Origin of the sequence: Caballeronia sp. LZ008, assembly GCF_031451435.1 — a bacterium.
Taxonomy (GTDB): Bacteria; Pseudomonadota; Gammaproteobacteria; order Burkholderiales; family Burkholderiaceae; genus Caballeronia; species Caballeronia zhejiangensis.
This window is the reverse complement of record NZ_JARUXK010000003.1, coordinates 125,375-144,270: the sequence shown is the minus strand read 5'-3', so window position 1 is coordinate 144,270 and position 18,896 is coordinate 125,375. Positions and strand designations below refer to the sequence as shown.

General features: G+C 64.9%; 16 protein-coding genes and 1 pseudogene. 9 read left to right on the top strand and 8 right to left on the bottom strand.

The window, feature by feature from the left end; genetic code table 11:
• Window positions 1–46 precede the first annotated feature (46 nt).
• Window positions 47–427: a response regulator transcription factor gene (locus QCE49_RS19795; RefSeq protein WP_250458053.1), complete on the bottom strand. Its 381-nt coding sequence runs from the start codon at window positions 425–427 to the stop codon at window positions 47–49.
• 202 nt (window positions 428–629) lie between these two features.
• On the opposite strand from QCE49_RS19795, the gene QCE49_RS19790 reads away from it, so the two are divergent.
• A complete protein-coding gene (locus QCE49_RS19790; protein ID WP_034472203.1) occupies window positions 630–1,847 on the top strand; it encodes an MFS transporter in 1,218 nt (405 codons plus the stop codon).
• 3 nt (window positions 1,848–1,850) lie between these two features.
• On the opposite strand, the gene pssA is transcribed toward QCE49_RS19790, so the two are convergent.
• Window positions 1,851–2,465, bottom strand: a complete 615-nt coding sequence (pssA, locus tag QCE49_RS19785) for a CDP-diacylglycerol--serine O-phosphatidyltransferase (protein WP_250458054.1) — start codon at window positions 2,463–2,465, stop codon at window positions 1,851–1,853.
• A 161-nt stretch (window positions 2,466–2,626) separates the two neighbouring features.
• On the opposite strand from pssA, the gene QCE49_RS19780 reads away from it, so the two are divergent.
• On the top strand, window positions 2,627–3,442 hold the full coding sequence (locus QCE49_RS19780) for a cytochrome c (protein WP_008347363.1): 816 nt from the start codon (window positions 2,627–2,629) through the stop codon (window positions 3,440–3,442).
• A gap of 9 nt (window positions 3,443–3,451) precedes the next feature.
• Here QCE49_RS19780 and QCE49_RS19775 read toward each other — a convergent pair whose 3' ends face one another.
• On the bottom strand, window positions 3,452–4,276 hold the full coding sequence (locus QCE49_RS19775) for an oxaloacetate decarboxylase (protein ID WP_175982014.1): 825 nt from the start codon (window positions 4,274–4,276) through the stop codon (window positions 3,452–3,454).
• 128 nt (window positions 4,277–4,404) lie between these two features.
• Between QCE49_RS19775 and QCE49_RS19770 the strand changes: the two genes are divergently transcribed.
• A complete protein-coding gene (locus QCE49_RS19770) occupies window positions 4,405–5,160 on the top strand; it encodes a hypothetical protein (RefSeq protein WP_250458055.1) in 756 nt (251 codons plus the stop codon).
• 72 nt (window positions 5,161–5,232) lie between these two features.
• Here QCE49_RS19770 and katG read toward each other — a convergent pair whose 3' ends face one another.
• Window positions 5,233–7,497, bottom strand: a complete 2,265-nt coding sequence (katG, locus tag QCE49_RS19765) for a catalase/peroxidase HPI (protein WP_250458056.1) — start codon at window positions 7,495–7,497, stop codon at window positions 5,233–5,235.
• A gap of 220 nt (window positions 7,498–7,717) precedes the next feature.
• On the opposite strand from katG, the gene QCE49_RS19760 reads away from it, so the two are divergent.
• Together QCE49_RS19760 and QCE49_RS19755 are read left to right on the top strand one after the other, a co-directional pair.
• A complete protein-coding gene (locus tag QCE49_RS19760; protein WP_309806322.1) occupies window positions 7,718–8,254 on the top strand; it encodes a DUF6516 family protein in 537 nt (178 codons plus the stop codon).
• Complete coding sequence (locus QCE49_RS19755) at window positions 8,254–8,730, top strand: transcriptional regulator (RefSeq protein WP_250458058.1); 477 nt, start codon at window positions 8,254–8,256, stop codon at window positions 8,728–8,730. The genes QCE49_RS19760 and QCE49_RS19755 overlap by 1 nt, the downstream gene beginning before the upstream one ends.
• A 10-nt stretch (window positions 8,731–8,740) precedes the next feature.
• On the opposite strand, the pseudogene fae reads toward QCE49_RS19755, so the two are convergent.
• A pseudogene (gene fae / locus QCE49_RS19750) lies at window positions 8,741–9,273 on the bottom strand (formaldehyde-activating enzyme).
• A gap of 316 nt (window positions 9,274–9,589) precedes the next feature.
• Between fae and QCE49_RS19745 the strand changes: the two are divergent.
• Window positions 9,590–10,882 carry an MFS transporter gene (locus QCE49_RS19745; protein ID WP_008347351.1) on the top strand — a complete coding sequence of 431 codons (1,293 nt, stop codon included), beginning with the start codon at window positions 9,590–9,592 and terminating at the stop codon, window positions 10,880–10,882.
• A 6-nt stretch (window positions 10,883–10,888) separates the two neighbouring features.
• Here the strand turns inward: QCE49_RS19745 and QCE49_RS19740 are convergent, their stop codons facing one another.
• Entirely contained in the window at window positions 10,889–11,599 is a 711-nt protein-coding gene (locus QCE49_RS19740; RefSeq protein ID WP_008347350.1) for a GntR family transcriptional regulator, read from the bottom strand.
• A gap of 172 nt (window positions 11,600–11,771) precedes the next feature.
• Here QCE49_RS19740 and QCE49_RS19735 point away from each other — a divergent pair, with 172 nt between their 5' ends.
• Window positions 11,772–12,680, top strand: coding sequence for a TauD/TfdA family dioxygenase (locus QCE49_RS19735; protein WP_250458059.1), 909 nt, complete (start codon window positions 11,772–11,774; stop codon window positions 12,678–12,680).
• 26 nt (window positions 12,681–12,706) lie between these two features.
• On the top strand, window positions 12,707–14,134 hold the full coding sequence (locus tag QCE49_RS19730) for an aldehyde dehydrogenase family protein (RefSeq protein WP_175982023.1): 1,428 nt from the start codon (window positions 12,707–12,709) through the stop codon (window positions 14,132–14,134).
• A gap of 60 nt (window positions 14,135–14,194) precedes the next feature.
• On the opposite strand, the gene QCE49_RS19725 is transcribed toward QCE49_RS19730, so the two are convergent.
• Complete coding sequence (locus QCE49_RS19725) at window positions 14,195–14,563, bottom strand: BON domain-containing protein (protein ID WP_063828775.1); 369 nt, start codon at window positions 14,561–14,563, stop codon at window positions 14,195–14,197.
• Window positions 14,564–14,669: 106 nt separating this feature from the next.
• The gene (locus tag QCE49_RS19720; protein WP_250458060.1) at window positions 14,670–15,782 is read right to left on the bottom strand and encodes a porin; all 1,113 of its coding nucleotides are present in this window, start codon (window positions 15,780–15,782) and stop codon (window positions 14,670–14,672) included.
• A gap of 296 nt (window positions 15,783–16,078) precedes the next feature.
• Between QCE49_RS19720 and QCE49_RS19715 the strand changes: the two genes are divergently transcribed.
• Entirely contained in the window at window positions 16,079–18,886 is a 2,808-nt protein-coding gene (locus tag QCE49_RS19715) for a LuxR C-terminal-related transcriptional regulator (RefSeq protein ID WP_175982027.1), read from the top strand.
• Window positions 18,887–18,896: the final 10 nt, after the last annotated feature.

Here is an 18,896-nt window from a genome sequence, read left to right as displayed (position 1 = left end):
CGTTCGTTGGAAAGGTCCGGGCCCGCGCCAGATTACGCGAAGCATTCTAATCCTTCAAAAATTCTTGCCGAATGCGTTCGAGGCAATCGGCGACGGCGGTTCCATCGACGGGCTTGCTGAGAAAGCACACCGCGCCGCCGTCGAGCGCCTGACGGCGCGCGGCATCGGATGCGAACGCGGTGATGAACATGACCGGCACGTTCAGATTCAGCTCGTGCAGACGTTGCTGAAGTTGCAGGCCGGACATGCCGGGCATGTTGAGATCGGTGATGATGCACGCGAGGCCGTCGAGCGGATCTGCGTCGAGAAACGTCTCCGCCGACGCGTACAGGCTGACCTCCCAGCCGAGCGAGCGCAGCAGACTGGAAGAGGCGACGCGGACGGATTCGTCATCGTCGATCACGGAAACTCTGGAAGGCGATTGCAAGGGCGTTGTCCTGTTTCGGCGCGCAATGAACTGATCCACGCCTGATTGGAAGTCATCTTACGCACGCGCCTCGTGCCGCGAAATAACATGAAGGTATAGGTCCGAAGCGCACGCTTTCACCTGATGAAACGGCGTGAGCCCTTGCTGCGGGAAATGCGCCGACAACGTATAGTCCCGTTCTGCTACCTCAGGGTCTGTTTACATGCCGGCTTCAGCTTCGACCACACGCGACGGCGGCAAGCACGTCGAACTCACGCGCGGCCTCATTGCGCTCTTCGCCTTCTGCTGCGGCGCGATCGTCGCGAATCTGTATTACGCGCAGCCGATCATCGAACTCATCGCGCCCGATCTGCACATGGCGGGCGGCACGGCGAGCCTGATCGTGTCGCTCACGCAGATCGGCTATGCGCTCGGGCTGTTCTTCATCGTGCCGCTCGGCGATCTGCTCGAAAACCGCAAGTTGATGATCGCGACCGCGCTCGTGTCGATCGCGAGTCTCACGGCCGCCACGTTCACGCACACGCCCGGCTGGTTTCTCCTGATCTCGCTCGTGATCGGCTTTTCGTCGGTGGCGGTGCAGATTCTGATTCCGCTCGCCGCGCATCTCGCGCCGGACGAATCGCGCGGCAAAGTGGTCGGCACGATCATGAGCGGGTTGTTGCTCGGCATTCTGCTGTCGCGGCCGATATCGAGTCTCGTCGCGGGCCACTTCGGCTGGCGCGCGATGTTCGGCGCGGCCGCCGTGTTGATGATCGGCATCACGAGCGTGCTCGCGTTCACGATTCCGAGCCGCAAGCCAGATCATCAGGCGACGTATTTTCAGCTCATCGGCTCGCTCGGGCATCTCGTGCGAACGATGCCGGTGCTGCGTCATCGCTCGCTTTATCAAGGGCTGATGTTCGCATCGTTCAGTCTCTTCTGGACCGGCATTCCGATCGAACTGACGCGTCATTACGGGCTTTCGCAGACGGCCATCGGCATCTTCGCGCTGATCGGCGCGACCGGGGCGACATCCGCGCCGATCGCCGGGCGTCTCGCCGATGCGGGCCACACCGTGCGCGCGACCTTCATCGCGCTGATTCTCGCGGCGATCGCGTATCTTCCCGTGGTGATTCATCCCGCGTGGGGCGTGGGCGCGCTTGTCGTGACGGGCATCGTGCTCGATTTCGCCGTGCAGATGAACATGGTGCTCGGCCAGCGTGAAATCTACGCGCTACACGCCGCGAGCCGCAACCGGCTGAACGCCGTCTACATGACGAGCATTTTCATAGGCGGCGCATTCGGCTCGGCGTTCGCGAGCCAGCTTTACGAGCACGGCGGCTGGACGCTCGTCGCGAGCGTCGCGACGTGCTTTCCGCTCATCGCGCTCGCGCACTTTCTGCTGATCGGGCGGCATCACGCGGCTTCGGCCAGTGCTTGATCCTCACGGCTTGGGAATGCGGATGCGGCTGATCATCAGCGAGCCGGAGATCGCGTAGATCAGCACGAGCGGATGCAGCGTGAAGCCGCCGAGACGCACCGCGCCGAGCCACATGCTTTCGCCGATCGCGCCGGACCACGCGCCGATGGTCAGCAGCAGCACGATGAGAAACGATGTGGGAATGGGCGTGCCTTCGAAGTGCGTGACCTTGCCGCTTGCGCCCGACATCTCTTCGGTCGTGACGTTGTAGCGCGCGAGCCGCGACACGCCGCACGCGACGAAATAGGCCAGGATCACGCGGTCGTAGAGGCCGCGCATGCCGAACCCATAGCCGATGATCGCCGGCGCGACGCCGAACGAGATCACATCGGCCAGCGAGTCCAGCTCCTTGCCCAAGAGCGACGCCTTCTGACGCCAGCGCGCGATGCGGCCGTCGAGCACGTCGAACACGAGCGCCGCGAACACGAGCGCGCAAGCGAGATAGATATGCAGCACATCGGAGTCGTCGAGATAGGACATCGACGAGAAAAGCGCGCCCGTGCCGCACACCGCGTTGCCCAGCGTGAACCAGTCGGCCAGATGGAAATCGCGGATCATCGAGAATCGTTTGGCTTTCATTCGTTTCTGTTTTCGTGACGTTCGGGCAGCGCCGATGGCCAGCGCCGCGAGACTTTCAAGTCTATCATCGCGCCCTCTTTCCCCTAGCACTCCGCATGCCACGCATCGTGGCAAACGGCGTGAGGCAGTATCATCACCGCACGCAAAGGAGGACCGCGACGATGATGTTCAAACGCGCCCTGGCGCTCGCGAGCCTGATGCTCGCCTGCGCGTCATCGATGGCCGCATCGCTCACGATCAACGTCGGCGGCGAGCGCTCGCTCACGGCCGATCAATTGCTCGCGCGCCCGGATGCCGCGATCATCCGCGTGCCGAACGACGTCACGTTTCATCGCAGCATGACGTATCGCGCCGTGCCCTTGCGCGCGCTGCTCGGCATCACGGAACTGCCCGCGGGCAAGGAGCTTCAGGTCACGGCCACCGACGGTTTCGTCACGCACTTTTCCGCGAAGCTGCTGTTCGGCGATGCGAAGAAGCGCGCCGAACCGTGGCTCGCGATCGAGCCGGCCGACGACCCTTGGCCACAGGTGCCGGGCAGCGGCGATGTCGGTCCGTTCTATGTCGTGTGGATCGATCCGGCCGCGTCGGGCGTCACGAGCGAGCAGTGGCCGTTCAAGGTCGACGCGATTCGCATCGCGCCGACGCTCGCCGCGCGCTTCCCGCAGATCGCCGTCGACAAGAGCGTGCCCGCCAATTCGCCGATACGTCGCGGCATGACCGTCTTCACGACGCAATGCATGGTCTGCCACAAGCTGAACGGCGCGGGCGATGCGTCGGTCGGCCCGGACCTGAATCGTCCGCATAATCCGACCGAATATTTTCAGCCGTGGGCGCTGAAGGGATACATCCGGGATCCGAAGTCGATTCGCGCGTGGGCCGACATGAAGATGCCCGGCTTCGACAAGAACGCGATCAGCGATAGCGATCTCGATGCGGTCATCGCGTATCTCGGCTACATGGCGAAGCGCAAGAAGTAGCCGGGTACGTTACGCGCGCGCGTCGAAAATCGCGTTGAGATCGTTGCCCGCCGCGGCGTCCTTGAACCCGTCGAAGCGGCCATCGACAAGTCCTTGCGCCGCGCGCATGAACCCGCCCCACGCGACGCGCGCAAGCCCTCCGCCGACGCTCACGCGCCGCACGCCGAGCGCGGCGACGTCGCTCAGCGTGAACTCGGACACGCCGCCGATCAGCAGATTCACCGGCTTCGGCGCGACCGCCTTCACGACAGCTTCGATCTGCTCGCGCGTCTTGATGCCGGGCGCGTAGAGGCAATCGGCGCCGGCATCGGAATACGCCTTGAGACGCGCGATGGCATCGTCGATATCGGGCTTGCCCGCGAAGAAGTTTTCCGCGCGGCCGACGAGCAAGGTGTCGCCGCCGCTTGCGTCGATCGCGCGCCGCGCCGCCTTCATGCGCGCCACGGCGACATCGAGCGCAAAGAGCGGCGCGGATGCGTCGCCGGTCGAATCCTCGATCGACAAGCCCGCGACGCCCGCCTCCACCGCGAGCATCACGCTTTGAGCCACTTCGTCGGGCGTCGCGCCGAAGCCGCTTTCGAAGTCGGCGTTCACGGGCAAATCCGTCGCCTCGACGATTTCGCGCAGATGAGCGAGCACGGCGTCGCGCTGCATGTGATTGTCCGCGTGACCTTTGGACCATGCGAAGCCCGAGCTCGTCGTCGCGAGCGCCTTGAAGCCGAGCGTCGCGAGATAGCGGGCGGAACCGACGTCCCAGGGATTCGGCAACATGAAGCAGCCGGATTCGTGCAGCGCGCGAAAAGCGGCGCGTTTCTCGGCGACGGTGCGGGGCATGGCGTGGCTCCTTGTGGATGAACGGGTCGGAACGTCGACGATACGCGAAGGGGCGAAATGGTGCTCGTACTAAGCCTCTCCTAAGCCCCTACCCCTACGCTCGAGTCTTTCCTCGCATGAGAGACGACATGGAGCGAACAGAAAATGCACTCGCCAAGGTCCCCGAACTGACCCTGGCGTTCTGGATCATCAAGATAGCGGCGACGACGCTCGGCGAAACCGGCGGCGACGCACTCTCGATGTCGATGAACCTCGGCTATCTGGTGAGCACGTTCATCTTCGCGGCCGTGTTCGTCGTCGCGGTGATTGCGCAAGTCAAGGCGGAGCGATTCCACCCCGCGCTCTACTGGATCACGATCATCGCGACGACGACCGTCGGCACCACGCTCGCCGACTTCGCGGACCGCTCGCTCGGCATCGGCTATGCAGGCGGAGGCGCGATCTTGCTCGCGTTGCTGATCGCATCGCTCGCGGTGTGGCATCGTGCGATGGGATCGGTCTCCGTATCGACGATCGCATCGCCGAAAGCGGAAGCCTTCTACTGGGTCACGATCATGTTCTCGCAGACCCTCGGCACCGCGCTCGGCGACTGGACCGCCGACACCGTGGGCTTCGGCTACACGGGCGCCGCGACGATCTTCGGCGGCGCGCTGTTGCTGATCGTGCTCGCGTATCGCTTCACGAACGTTTCGCGCACCCTGCTGTTCTGGAGCGCGTTCATCCTGACGCGGCCGCTCGGCGCCGTAGTCGGCGATTTTCTCGACAAGCCGGTCGCGAATGGCGGTCTCGCGATGAGCCGCTACGGCGCGTCGATCGCGCTCGCGATGTTCATCGTCGTGTGCGGATTTCTCTTCAAGCAGCGGCCCGCGCGCGTCGCGCATTGAAGCGCGTTGCAAGAAGAAACGGCGGCCCCGAAGGACCGCCGCGTTGCCTGCAGCTTCTACCAGCCTGGCCGCTTACTTCTTCAGATCGAAGCGGTCGAGGTTCATCACCTTCGTCCACGCCGCGACGAAGTCGCTGACGAACTTCTCCTTCGCATCGCTGCTCGCATAGACTTCGGCGAGCGCGCGCAGCACCGAATGCGAGCCGAAGATCAGATCGACGCGGCTGGCGGTCCACTTGCGCTGCCCCGACTTGCGATCGCGCCCTTCGAACACATCGCGGCGCGACGACATCGGCAACCACTCCGTATTCATGTCGAGCAGGTTGACGAAGAAGTCGTTCGTCAACGTTTCGGGCTTGTCGGTGAAGACGCCGTGCGCGTTGTCTGCGGCGGTCACGTTGAGCGCGCGCAAACCGCCGATGAGCGCTGTCATCTCCGGCGCGGTCAGCGTCAGCAATTGCGCCTTGTCGATCAAAAGCGTCTCGACGGGCACGCGCACGTTCGACTTGACGAAGTTGCGGAAGCCATCGGCGACCGGTTCGAGAGCAGAGACCGAGAGCACGTCTGTCTTGTCCTGCGACGCGTCCATGCGGCCCGGCGTGAACGGCACCGTGACCGTGTGGCCCGCCTTCTCCGCCGCCTTCTCGATCGCCGCGTTGCCCGCCAGCACGATCAGATCGGCCATCGAGATCTTCTTGCCGCCCACTTGCGCGCCGTTGAATTCTTTCTGAATGCCTTCGAGCGTCGACAAGACCTTGCCGAGCTGTTCAGGCCTGTTCGCCTCCCAGTCCTTCTGCGGAGCGAGACGAATGCGCGCACCGTTCGCGCCGCCGCGCTTGTCGGAGCCCCGGAACGTCGATGCCGATGCCCACGCCGCCGACACCAGATCGGTAATCGACAACCCCGACGCCAGCACCTTCTGCTTGAGCCCCGCGACATCCTGATCACCGACGAGCGGATGATCCACCGCCGGAATCGGGTCTTGCCACAGCAGTTCTTCCTCCGGCACTTCCGGCCCGAGATAGCGAGCCTTCGGACCCATGTCGCGATGCGTCAGCTTGAACCACGCGCGGGCGAAGGCGTCGGCGAACTGGTCTGGATTCTCCCAGAAGCGCTTGGAAATCTTCGCGTATTCCGGATCGAAGCGCAGCGACAGGTCCGTCGTCAGCATCGTCGGCCTGATCTTCTTCGACGGGTCGTGCGCGTGCGGGATGGTTTCCGTCGAATCCTTCGCGATCCACTGATTCGCGCCCGCGGGACTCTTCGTCAGTTCCCACTCGTAACCGAAAAGGTTCTCCCAGAATCCCTGGCCCCACTTCGTCGGCGTCGTGGTCCAGGTGACTTCGAGGCCGCTCGTGATCGTGTCCGCGCCCTTCCCGCTGCCGTAGCTGTTCTTCCAGCCGAGGCCCATGTTTTCCAGATCCGCCGATTCCGGCTCCGGACCGACGTTATCGGAAGGCCCCGCGCCGTGCGTCTTGCCGAACGTATGGCCGCCGGCGATCAGCGCGACGGTTTCTTCGTCGTTCATCGCCATGCGGGCGAAAGTCTCGCGGATGTCATGCGCCGCCGCGAGCGGATCGGGATTGCCGTCCGGGCCTTCCGGATTGACATAGATCAGGCCCATCTGCACCGCGCCCAGCGGATTCTCCAGATTGCGGCCGCCGTCGGTGCGGCTGACTTCTTCGCCGTGCTTCTGTTCGTCGGCGGTGATGACGCCCTGATCCTCATCGTTGCCGGCCGCGCCCTTGCCGTAGCGGACATCGCCGCCGAGCCAGGTCTTTTCATTGCCCCAGTAGACGTCCTGATCCGGCTCCCATGTGTCTTCGCGTCCGCCCGCGAAGCCGAACGTCTTGAAGCCCATCGTTTCCAGCGCGACGTTGCCGGCGAGGATGATCAGATCGGCCCATGAAAGATTCTGTCCGTATTTCTGCTTGACGGGCCAGAGCAGGCGGCGCGCCTTGTCGAGGCTGACGTTGTCCGGCCAGCTATTGAGCGGCGCGAAACGTTGCTGGCCGCGTCCGCCGCCTCCCCTGCCATCGCCGATGCGATACGTGCCCGCGCTATGCCACGCCATCCGGATGAACAGCGGACCGTAGTGGCCGAAGTCGGCAGGCCACCATTCCTGCGAATCGGTCATGACCTCCGCGAGATCTTTCTTGACCGCGGCGAGGTCGAGGCTCTTGAATGCTTCGGCATAGTCGAAACCCGAGCCGAGCGGATTCGACTTGTCGGAATGCTGACTCAGCAGATCTACCCGCAGTTGCCGCGGCCACCAGTCACGGATGGTCGTTCCGGTGCCGGCGGCATGCGTAAACGGGCACTTCGATTCGTTTGACATGCGTTATCTCCTTGCGAGGACGTACCCACTAGTACTAGTTCTTGTGCTACTGACTACCATGGCGTCAGATCCATGCGAGGCGCTGCACGAACCTGGTCCGATAAGGGATTTCGCGGCGTGCATCGGGCGATGCGTGGTTCATCCCGACAGCCTTGTGCAACTTAAAAAATACGTGAGAGCGGCGCTCAATAGAATGCGATTTTTGCAATGCCGCCGATAGGTGACGGCTATAAGGTGGTGGCGCGTTCTTGTCGCGCGGGCATGTTGCAGTGCGGAATCGCGGGCGGCGCGTCTGACTTCTTTTCGTCATGAAAGCGCGCAGCTCGACGCGCGTGTCAGTCTAGCAGCGTCTCGCGAGCTTGGCAGCGAAGGTGTGTCAAGTCGTCCGTTCGGGGAATGGCGGGCGGCGGCCGGGGTGTTGGAGCATTTGACAACACACTATGGCGTTGTCAGAGTGTCCAACAGAAAAGCTCCGCTCGTCCTGGGTGCGCGAGAGGAGCTGCCTTCCGGTGGTTTCGTCGAACTAACGATATGGCATGTCCATGAGCCTGCTCCGGGATGCACACATTCATATAAATACAGGCTTGCGTATGTCGTCGCTGGCGAGTGCGTGCTGCGTTACGACAACGAGCGAGGCAAAGGCGATCACCGTCACTTCGCGAACGTCGAGACACTTTATGAATTTACGTCGGTCGAGCAGTTATGCGCCGACTTCTTCACGAATGTGCAAGTCTGGAACAGATGGAGCTCAAGATGATGAAGACCGTCACGATCGGCATCGCGTCGCTGGAAGAGTTCAGCGAGCGCGTTCTTGCCACGGTCAAGAGCGGCAAGTTCCCAGGAAGGTTCTTCTCCTACGCCACGCCCGAACTCCTCTTCCGCACCTTCACCACGCCCCGCTGGCAAATCATCCGCGCGATGACCGGCGCCGGCCCGATGTCGATCCGCGAGCTGTCGCGCCGGCTCGAACGCGACGTGAAAGGCGTGCATCGCGACGTGCAAGCGCTTCTCGAAGCCGGCTTGCTGGAACACGACGAGCACGGCGCCATCGTGTTTCCGTACGACACCGTGCGCGTCAACTTCACCTTGAAAGCGGCCGATCTCGCGCCGCCCGCCGCGCAGCGCAAATCCGCCGGCACCGCCATCGGCGAAGATTGCGCACCGTCGCCGCGCAGCCCGCGTCGGCGAGCGGCGCCACGAAAGCGCGAGCAGCGTCCGGCGGGAAACCGCTGAGCCGCGGAATTCAGCTCCAGTCGTCCATGTCGTGCTTGATCGTTTGGCGATTCGCGATGAGTTCCTCCACGCTCGGCTCGTTGCTCATGGCGCGCTGAATGGCGAGCTTGGTCGCTTCGTAATTCGTGCGGTACATGTCCTTCTTGTCGATGTTCGCGTCCGTCGCGCAACGCGGATCGATCCACACCAGACTGATGATGCACAGATCGTTCGCCTGATCCTTCGGCAGGATGCCTTCTATCAGGCAATCAACGACCGCATCGGCGGTTGCCGACTGCACCACGCCGCCGAACAGATCGATGTTCGCCATGTCCTTCAGCGTCACTTTCGGCACGATCATCGTCGCCGGGCGCACCATCTGATTGCACGCGCGTATCGCGAACATCGCCGTGTGTCCTTTCGATTGCGCCATCATGTTGGCGAACGCGTGCCCGACCGGCCCGTCGACGCGGCCGATGAGAATTTCGGCATCGCGTCGGTCGCTTGTCCCGGCGCCGCCAGCACGGTTGCTTCGCCTGCGCGGAAGGTCAGATCCAGACTCATGAGCACTCTCCTTTCAGGGCTGAACGATGGTTCGATAGTCCGAAGGAAGAACCGTTCGCAAGGACGATGCCATCCGCGTGATGCCAGGCGCGCCGGCAATCCAGGCAACGAGGCGGCGAACAGTCTGCGCCCGCCGCGTGACACACTGTGCGAGACGGCGTTTTCCCTGTCCTCCCTGTTTCGGGTGGGGGTGCGGTTCGTCACGCGCACTTAACGTGGCGACGTGCAGCTTGCACTCCGCGCGAGCGCGCGCGGCGAAACCTACAACGCACCCCGCGGCCCGAACGGGCGCCGCATTTTTGAGCCGATCCGACCCATGAACTCACTCGACGGTTACAGGCCACGCGCGGCGTGGTTGACGACGCTGATGCTGACGGCGCTTGCCCTCATCAATTTCCTCGACAAGATCGTGCTCGGCATGGTGGCCGTGCCGCTGATGCGCGATCTGAACCTGTCGCCGGCGCAATTCGGCGTCGTCGCGGGAAGCTTCTTCTGGCTGTTCGCCGTATCGACGGTGCTGGTCGGCTTTCTGTCGAACCGCATCCAGACCCGCTGGCTGCTGCTCGCGATGGGCGTCATGTGGGCCGTGCTGCAGATTCCGCAGGCGCTCTTCAGCAGCATGGCCGCATTTCTCCTGAGCCGCATGGTGCTCGGCGCGGCGGAAGGCCCGTTCTATCCCGTTTCCGTACACGCGCTCTACAAATGGTTTCCCGACGAAAAGCGCAACATGCCGGTCGCCTTGCTCAATCAGGGCGCGATGGTCGGCCTGCTGCTCGCGGGCCTGCTCATTCCGGTGATCACGCATCACTGGGGCTGGCGCATGAACTTCATCCTGCTCGGCATCGTCGGCGCGTTGTGGAGCGTCGTGTGGCTGTTCGTCGGACGCGAGGGCAATCTTGCGCGGCGTCCGCGCGGCAACGCCAGTGCCGACGCCGCGCCTCAGAAAGTGCCGTATCGCAAGCTCCTGAGCAATCCGACCGTCCTCAGCGTGTTCATGCTCGGTTTCGCCGCTTACTGGATGCTCGGCGCCAACACGACCTGGCTGATGAGTTACCTCGAAAAAGCGCTCGGCTTCTCCGGCATCGCGTCCGGACGCTGCTTCGCGCTCGTGATCGCCACCGCGGCGCCGTTCAGCCTCGGGCTCAGTTGGCTGTCGCAGCGCATGCTCGCTCGCGGGGCGTCGTCTCGCAGCGCACGCGTGCGTTTGCTGTGCGCCGCGTTCGCGATATCCGCGTGCCTTTTCTTCGCGCTGATGCTGCCGGGCCTCAGCTCCGCGCAGAAGGTCGCCGTGTTCGCGGTGGCCGGCGCGCTGCCGGCCGTGTGTTTCGCGCTCGCGCCCGCCGTGCTGTCCGAAGTCGTGCCGGATGCGCAGCGCGGCGCGCTCATCGGCATCCACACCGCGCTCGCGAGCACGGGCGCGGCGATCGCGCCGATGGTCATCGGCCGCATCGTGCAGGCGCACGGCAGCACGAGTGCCCACGCCTACGAACTGGGCTTCGCGACGACCGCCGCCATGCTGATCGTCGCCACGCTCATCGCGCTGCGCTGGATGCATCCGGATCGCGCGCCGCGCGCTTCGACCGAGCCGGTCGCGACGAGCGCCGCCTGAGCGCGGCTAGCGCGACACCTTCGCCTTGTACGCGAAGCGGTCGCCGCGAAACAGCAGTTCGGCGCAGCACAGCGCCTTGCCCTGAATGTCGAAAGGCGTGCACCGGACGCGCAGAAGCGGTGCGCCCGGATCCACCTTCAGCCGCCGCGCGTGCTCTTTCGTGGCGGCGATCGCGGCGCTCTCGGTTTCCAGGTGCTTCAGCCGATAACCGAGGCGTTCTTCGAGAATGCTCGTGACGTCGTTCGTTTCGAGGTCTTCGGCGACGAGTGCGTCCATGAGCGCCGGGTCGGCCATCACCATGAACATGGCGACGGGCGCGGCGTCCCACAGACGCAAGGTCGTCGCGCAGACGAGCGTGTCGCCTTCGCTTAAGCCGAGCGCTTCCATCGCGAACGGCGGCGGCGTGATCGTCCGCACCGACAGCAGTTCGCCGTTGGCCGTCTGGCCGCGCTTGCGCGCCGCTTCGTAGAAACCGGTCAGTTGTCCGAGATCCGAGCGCTCCGACGGACGCGTGACGAAACTTCCCTTCCCGTTGATCTTCTCGATCAACCCGCTCGCATGCAGCCCGGCGAGCGCCTGCCGGATCGTGATGCGGCTCGCGCCATATTGTTCGACGAGTTCCGCTTCCGACGGCAGCTTGACGCCCGGCGCGAGATCGTTGGCGATGATCTGCTGCCGCAACGCTTCTTCGATCTGCCTGAAACGAGTTTGTGTCATGGCGCCCTTTTTATCTTGTCCGGTGGATCGAAACACTGACGGCGATTGTAGCTGTCATGACAGGCTACGGGTTTTAACCGGTACACCTGTTATGACAGGTTGTGCGACCATGCTCGCGAGCATCGCGGCTCGGGCGCCTGTTTTGGCGACGCCGCATCAACGGGAGATCGACATGCAGCAAGCCGGTTCGACCATCGAAGCACGCACTTCCGATTCGGCTCCAGGCGAAATCTGGCCGTTCACCGTCACGCAGGCCACGCCCGCGATCGGCGCTTACGTGAGCGACATCGACCTGCGCCAGCCGCTCGACGAGCCGACGTATCTCGCGCTGCGCCGCGCGCTGATCCGCTACAAGGTGCTGTTCTTCCGCGATCAGGACATTACGCCCGCGCAGCACGTCGCGCTCGGGCAGCGGTTCGGCAAGCTGGAAGTGCATCCCGTCATCGCGCATCATCCCGATCATCCGGAGCTCGTCGTCTTCGACAAGTCCGACAAGAAGCGCGGCCGCGAAAACATCTATCACAGCGATGTTTCGTGGCGCGAAGTGCCGTCGATGGGCTCGATCCTGCGTTGCGCCGAATGTCCGCCAACCGGCGGCGACACCATCTGGGTGAACATGGCGCTCGCCTACGAGAACCTGCCCGCCGAAGTCAAAGCGCGTCTCGAGGGCCTCATCGCCGTGCACGATCTGATGCCGCTCTTCGGCTCGATGCTGCCGCCCGAACAGCGCATCACCGTGCGCGCGCAAAACCCGGCCGTCACGCATCCGGTGGTCCGCACGCATCCCGAATCCGGCGAGAAGCTGCTCTTCGTCAACGAGGCATTCACGACGCATTTCTCCAACTACGCGGAGATCGCGGGCTATCGCTTCGGCTTCGATCTCAAGCTGGCCGAAATGGACCTCCTTCAGTATCTGTTCCGGCAAGCGGCCGCGCCGGAATATCAAGTGCGCCTGAAATGGGAGCCGCACACGATCGCCTTCTGGGACAACCGCGCCACGCAGCACTATGCCGTTCAGGACTACTATCCCGCCGTGCGCCGCATGATGCGCGCGACGATCATCGGTGAGCGCCCGGTCTGAGCGCGTCATCACGCAATGGAGAAACCGTGAAAGAGTTGAACAAGTTCTATATCGGCGGACGTTGGGTCGAGCCGGCCGCCGGCGCGCATTTCGCCGACATCGTCAATCCCGCGACGGAAGACGTCATCGGCCGCGTGGCGATGGGCACGAGCGCCGACGTCGACGCCGCGGTCGCAGCGGCGCGCGCCGCGTTTCCCGCGTGGTCGCGCACGAGCGTCGCGACGCGCGCGGCGTTGCTGAGCCGCGTCATGACGCTGTACAAGGAACGCATGGGCGCGCTCGCCGACGCGATCACCACGGAAATGGGCGCGCCCGCATGGCTCGCGCGCGAGAAGCAGGCGCCCGCCGGACTCGGCCAGTTTCACGGCACGCTGACCGCGCTGCAGGACTTCCCGTTCGTCGCCACGCGCGGACGCACGCAGATCGTGCGCGAGGCGATCGGCGTGGCGGCGCTCATCACGCCGTGGAACTGGCCGCTCAATCAGATCGCGGCGAAAGTCGCGCCCGCGCTTGCGGCGGGCTGCACCATCGTGTTGAAGCCATCGGAAATCACGCCGCTCGACGCCGAGCTTTTCGCGCAGATTCTCCACGACGCGGGCGTGCCAGCCGGCGTGTTCAACATGATTTACGGCGATGGCGCCGACATCGGCGGGGCGCTCGCGAGCCATCGCGGTGTCGATATGGTGTCGATCACCGGATCGACGCGCGCGGGTGTCGATGTCGCGATGAAAGCGGCGCCGACCGTGAAGCGCGTCACGCAGGAGCTGGGCGGCAAGTCGCCGAACCTGATCCTCGACGACGCCGATCTGAAGAGCGCCGTATCGAACGGCGTGATCTTCTGCATGCTCAACTCCGGCCAGACGTGCATCGCGCCGACGCGCATGCTGGTGCCGAAGCGTCTGCACGACCACGCCGTAGCAATCGCTGCCGCGACCGCGAACGCGCTGACGGTCGGCGATCCGGCGCATCCCGATACCAAACTCGGCCCGATCTCGAATCGGCGTCAGTACGAGCGCGTGCAGCAGATGATCCAGCGCGGCATCGACGAAGGCGCGACGCTCGCAGCCGGCGGCCCCGGCCGGCCCGATACGCTCACGCGCGGCTTCTACGCGCGCCCGACCGTGTTCGCCAACGTGCGCAACGACATGAGCATTGCGCGCGAGGAAATTTTCGGTCCGGTCGTCGTGATGATTCCGTATTCGAGCGAAGACGAAGCCATCGACATCGCCAACGATACCGACTTCGGTCTCGCCGCCTACGTGTCGTCATCCGACGCGGCGCGCGCGCGTCGCGTCGCGGATCATCTGCGCGCGGGGGCGGTGATGCTCAACGGCGCGACGCTCGACCTGAACGCGCCTTTCGGCGGCTACAAGACATCCGGCAACGGTCGCGAGTTCGGCGAGCACGGTTTGTCCGAGTTCCTCGAAACGAAGTCGATCGCCGGCTGCGCGTAATGCAAACGCCCCGCGTCGGCGCAAACCGGCGCGGGGCCATGAAGGAACGTTCAAGCGCTATCAGAATGTCGAGAGCGTCAGCGTGTTGCGCACCGTTTTCACGCCCGGCACGCCCTGCGCCACGCGCGTCGCCTGCTCGATCTGCGCGACTTCGGGAACCCAGCCTTCGAGCAGCACGTCGCCGTCGGTGGCGCGCACAGTGATGCCGGCCGCGCGCATTCCCTTTGCGTCGGCGAGCGCGGTGAGGATCTTCCGGCGCAGCGCGCGATCCGCCGCTTTCGACGAAGTCTTGCCGCCATTCGCCGCCGATGCCATCGCCGGCACGGACGCGCTCACGGGCGCCGACGCGCCGCTCTGCGCGTTGCCATAAAACGATGCGCTGACGGCGGCGACGCCGATCATCAGCTTTGCAGTTCGAAGTAATTTCATAGTGTGATTTTCCGACATGTTTGTTGTAACGATGCTCGATGCGATGAATGCCGAACGGCGCACTCCGCCGCGCCCGCAGGTTCGGACGAAGCGCGCCCGCTGTCAATCAGAAGCGATGCGACATGCCGACGCCGACGAGCGTCTGATTCTCGCCCGCGGTCGTCGTGTAGCCGGGCCAGGCGGTCGTCGCGAGGCCGTTGTTCTTCATGAAGCCCGCGCGCGCATAAAGGGTCGTGCGCTTCGAGAGGCTATGATCCGCGCCGACCTGCACGCCCCAGGTGTTGTCATGCACGCCGCGCGCGAGGCGCTGAAAGCCGGCGATTTCGATGGCGTCGGCGGGCGTCGCCTGAATCGTCGCGCCGATTTCCGCGACGCTGAACGGATGCGCCGCGTTCAGCCGCGCCGCGACGGAACCCGCGGCCGGATTCTCCGGCTTGTGATACGTGTAGTTGGCCTGCAGATTCACGATGCCGATGCGATACGCGAGCGCCGCCGTGTAATGCTCGACGGACACCGTGTTCACCGCAGCCGGCAATCCCGGCAAGGTCTTCGATCCGGGATGCTGGAACTGATACGACACGCCTGCGTACAGCCCGTAACCGGAGTACGTGGCGGCCACATCGAGCATGTTGCCCGTGCTCTGCGGATACGGCTGCGTCACGGACGCCGCGAGCGCATACATGCCCCAAAGCTGGAATCCGCTGAGATTCGGCGACTTGTAGACGATCGCATTGCTCGAACGGCCGCCGCCCGTCTGCGTGGCGATCGTGTTTCGGTCGATTGAATTCGCCGATGCCGCGAGCGGCGAGAGCACTTCGTTCGCGCGAAACGGATCGGTCGGATAGAGCGACCAGAACGTCGGCTGATACTGCCGGCCGAACGTCAGCGAGCCGTACTTTTCGTGCGACAGACCGACCCACGCCTGACGATAGAACATCACCGAGGAATCGGCGAAAGCGGTGCCGTTGTTGATGTTGAAGCCGCTCTCCAGCGTGAACACGGCCTTCAGGCCGCTGCCGAGATCTTCGCTGCCCTTCAGGCCGACCATCGAACCGCTGTTGCCGCCGCTTCGCATCGACCAGGAATGCTGGCCGCCGTTGTCGTACCACTGAAAGAATGCGTCCGCGACGCCGTAAAACGTGACGCTGGACTGGGCCGCCGCGCCGCTCGCCACGACCGCAAGGGCCGCACCGGCAACGCTCTTCCTGACGATACACATAGCTGTCTCCTCGTTATGGGTTTTTGGTCTCCCCGGCGCGTTTGTCCGATGCACGCGACGCACGCCGACGCCCCTCCGATCCCGTCCGATTCAGTGTTGCAGGGCGTCTTCGCGTCACCACTACCCGAATCGAGTAGGCGCGGGAATACCCCAGTTCGTTCGTCGAGCGAACCATTGCCGTACTCCGATAGTTCCCGCGCCGGACTACGCGTGTTCCCTAGCGGGCACGGCGCGTCGTGAACGCTAGAATCGCCGGCATCGGAGTTTTGTCCCACCTTGAAAGACGCAGGTGCTTGATGACTGAAACGATCCTCCTTCGCTATCCGAATCATTCCGATGACGACACCGCGCGGGCATCCGCGTCCGATCCGGCCTGCGCATCGCCGCGCATATCGACGCGCATCGTGGGCCGCGAGCGGCTCGTCGCGCAGCTCGTCGAAGCGCGGCGCAAGCGCTGCATCGTGATGCAAGGCCCGGCGGGCTACGGCAAGACGACCGCGCTCATCGCGTGGCGCGAGGCGCTTTATCCGCTCGCGTTTCAGGTCGCGTGGCTCACGCTGTCCGATGAAACCGACGACCTCGCCCGGTTCCTCGACGCACTGGCCGCGAGCCTCGCGCAAGTCGATCCGTCGATCGCCGGCGACGCCGCCCTGCTCGGCGGCCGCGGCCTCGACGACGAAGCGGTCGAACGCACGATCATCGCGCTGGTGCGCGGCATCGCGGGCCGTCAGGGCGATCTCGTGCTCGTGCTCGACGATCTGCATCGGCTGACGGATCGGCGCTGTCATCAATCGCTGCAATGGCTGCTCGATTACGCGCCGCCGAATCTGCATGTCGCGATCGCGTCGCGCGGCGCGATTCCGCTGTCCGTCGGCCGCATTCGCGACGAAGGTCTGCTGCTCGAACTCGACATGCGCGATCTGCGCTTTTCGATGGCGGAATCGTTCGCGTTTCTCAAATCGCAGCTTCGCGACATCGCCCCGCGCGACGCGCGCCGCATGCACGAAATGACCGATGGCTGGATCGCCGGGCTGCAGCTGATGGTGGTCGGCGCGAAGCGCGGGAACGTCGCGCCGAAGCAGCTCGCGCTCGATGAAGCGTTCGCGGACGCTCCGCTGCTCGACATCCACACGTTCGCGGAGTATTTCGGACGCGAAGTGCTGTCGCGGCTCGCCGCGAGCGAATGCGAGCTGCTCATGCGGATGGCCGTGTGCGAGCGGCTCTGCGCGCCCTTGTGCGTCGCGCTGATCGGCCGCGCGGATCATCCCGACAGCGTGCTCAAGCTGCTCGCCCGTCTGGAAAGCGACAATCTCTTTCTCGCGCCCGCCGGTCAGGATGCACGCAATGTGTGGTATCGCCTGAATCCGCTCTTTCGCGAGACCTTGCTGGAGCGTTTTCGCGCACGCAGCGAGGCGCAGCAGCGGCAAGTGCATCACACGGCATGGCAGTGGTTCCGCGAGCACGATTACGCCGATGAAGCCGTGCGTCACGCCGTGCTCGCCGGCGAACCCGCCGCCGCCGCCGATCTCGTCGCGCAGATCGCGCGCGCCCTGCAGCCGCGCGGCGAACTGCGCCGGATCGTCGCGCTGATGCGTCTCTTGCCGCAAGCCGAGATTCAGGCGCGCGTCGGGCTGCGGCTCTGGATGATCCATCTGCATCTCTACAATCGCGAGTTCGACGCTTGCGCGAGCGAGATCGAACGGCTGCGCGCCGATCTCGCGCACGACGACACGCACTCGCGCTATCGCGTAACGCTGCTGGAAGCCGCGCTCGCGGTCCAGCGCGACGATCTCGACGCCGCCTGCACACTGCTGCCGCAGCTGCGCACGCTGCCGGACGACGCGCAAGGCATCACCATCGGCGCGCACAACAATCTGCTGACCTGGGCGCATACGCTGCGCGGCGAATTCGACGAAGCGCGCCGCGCGCAGACCGACCGCGCGCCCGTGCTCGCGGACGGCACGCCGCTCATGAGCACGTCGGCGGGCGTGCTGAGCGGGCGCGCGCTCGTGGGTTTCGGTCATCTGCTGGAAGGCGATCTGCTACGCACCGAGCGCGTGTGCCGCGACGTGCTCCACGAGGCCGAACCGCGTGGCAGCGCCGCGGCGGAGGCGTCCGCGCTCGCCGCCGCGCTGCTCGGCGAAGTGCTCTACGAATCCGGCGATGCCGATCAGGCGTGCAAGCTGCTCGAAGAACGTCTCGACGTCATCGAGCGCGTGTCGTTTCCGGATGCGGTGACGAGCGTGCTCACGGTGCTGTCGTCATCGCGCTGGCTCGCGGGTCATCGGCTCGATGCGATCGCGTGTCTCGATCGGCTCGAGGATTACGCCGCGAAGCACGATCTGCGGCGCGCGCTCGCGCATTGCGTCGCGCAGCGCGTCCGGCGCGACTTGCAGGGCGGCCAGTTCGACGCCGCGCACGCGGGCCTCGCGCGGCTCGACGAACTGACCGCGCGCGCCGGCTCGCTCGCGCACGCGGCCGATTTCCGCTTCGTCGCGCAGCAGGCGCACATCGACTGGCGCATGGCGCACGAGGATCACGACGCGGCGGCGCATGCGCTCGCGCCGCTCATCGAACTGTGCCGGGCGCGCGGCTGGCAGCGACGCACCGTGTCTCTGGAAGTGCGCAGGGCTGTCACGGCGCACGTTCGCGGCGACGCGGATTCGGCGCGCCAGGTCATGCTGGACGCCGTGCGCCACGGACATCGCCTGGGCCTCGTGCGCACGCTGCTCGATGCGCATCCCGCCGCGCTGGATCTGATCGGCGCCGCCGTCCGGACCGAACCGCAGGGCGCGGTGTTGCAGTTCTACGCCGATCGTCTGCGCAGCGCGCAAGCGCGCGCGACGGCGAAGCGGCCGGGCGCGCCAGGATCAGGCGTGCGCGCCGGCGAGGCAAAGGCGCCGGAAATCCTGAGCGTGCGGGAAACGAAGGTGTTGAGCCTGCTCGCGCAGGCGTTGCCGAACAAGAAGATCGCCCGGACGATGGGCATATCGCCCGAGACGGTCAAATGGCATCTGAAGAACATCTACAGCAAGCTCGGCGTGTCGAGCCGCGACGAAGCCGTCGCGCGCTCGCGGGACCTCGCGCTGAACGACGGCGCGTGATCCCGGACGC

What these genes read in the sequence shown, in the direction of transcription:
- QCE49_RS19780 (WP_008347363.1), top strand. Translation starts at nt 2,627, where the DNA reads ATGATGTTCAAACGCGCCCTGGCGCTCGCGAGCCTGATGCTCGCCTGC.
- QCE49_RS19775 (WP_175982014.1), bottom strand. Translation starts at nt 4,276, where the DNA reads ATGCCCCGCACCGTCGCCGAGAAACGCGCCGCTTTTCGCGCGCTGCAC.
- QCE49_RS19790 (WP_034472203.1), top strand. Translation starts at nt 630, where the DNA reads ATGCCGGCTTCAGCTTCGACCACACGCGACGGCGGCAAGCACGTCGAA.
- QCE49_RS19725 (WP_063828775.1), bottom strand. Translation starts at nt 14,563, where the DNA reads ATGAAATTACTTCGAACTGCAAAGCTGATGATCGGCGTCGCCGCCGTC.
- QCE49_RS19735 (WP_250458059.1), top strand. Translation starts at nt 11,772, where the DNA reads ATGCAGCAAGCCGGTTCGACCATCGAAGCACGCACTTCCGATTCGGCT.
- QCE49_RS19715 (WP_175982027.1), top strand. Translation starts at nt 16,079, where the DNA reads ATGACTGAAACGATCCTCCTTCGCTATCCGAATCATTCCGATGACGAC.
- QCE49_RS19770 (WP_250458055.1), top strand. Translation starts at nt 4,405, where the DNA reads ATGGAGCGAACAGAAAATGCACTCGCCAAGGTCCCCGAACTGACCCTG.
- QCE49_RS19745 (WP_008347351.1), top strand. Translation starts at nt 9,590, where the DNA reads ATGAACTCACTCGACGGTTACAGGCCACGCGCGGCGTGGTTGACGACG.
- QCE49_RS19755 (WP_250458058.1), top strand. Translation starts at nt 8,254, where the DNA reads ATGAAGACCGTCACGATCGGCATCGCGTCGCTGGAAGAGTTCAGCGAG.
- QCE49_RS19720 (WP_250458060.1), bottom strand. Translation starts at nt 15,782, where the DNA reads ATGTGTATCGTCAGGAAGAGCGTTGCCGGTGCGGCCCTTGCGGTCGTG.
- pssA (WP_250458054.1), bottom strand. Translation starts at nt 2,465, where the DNA reads ATGAAAGCCAAACGATTCTCGATGATCCGCGATTTCCATCTGGCCGAC.
- QCE49_RS19740 (WP_008347350.1), bottom strand. Translation starts at nt 11,599, where the DNA reads ATGACACAAACTCGTTTCAGGCAGATCGAAGAAGCGTTGCGGCAGCAG.
- katG (WP_250458056.1), bottom strand. Translation starts at nt 7,497, where the DNA reads ATGTCAAACGAATCGAAGTGCCCGTTTACGCATGCCGCCGGCACCGGA.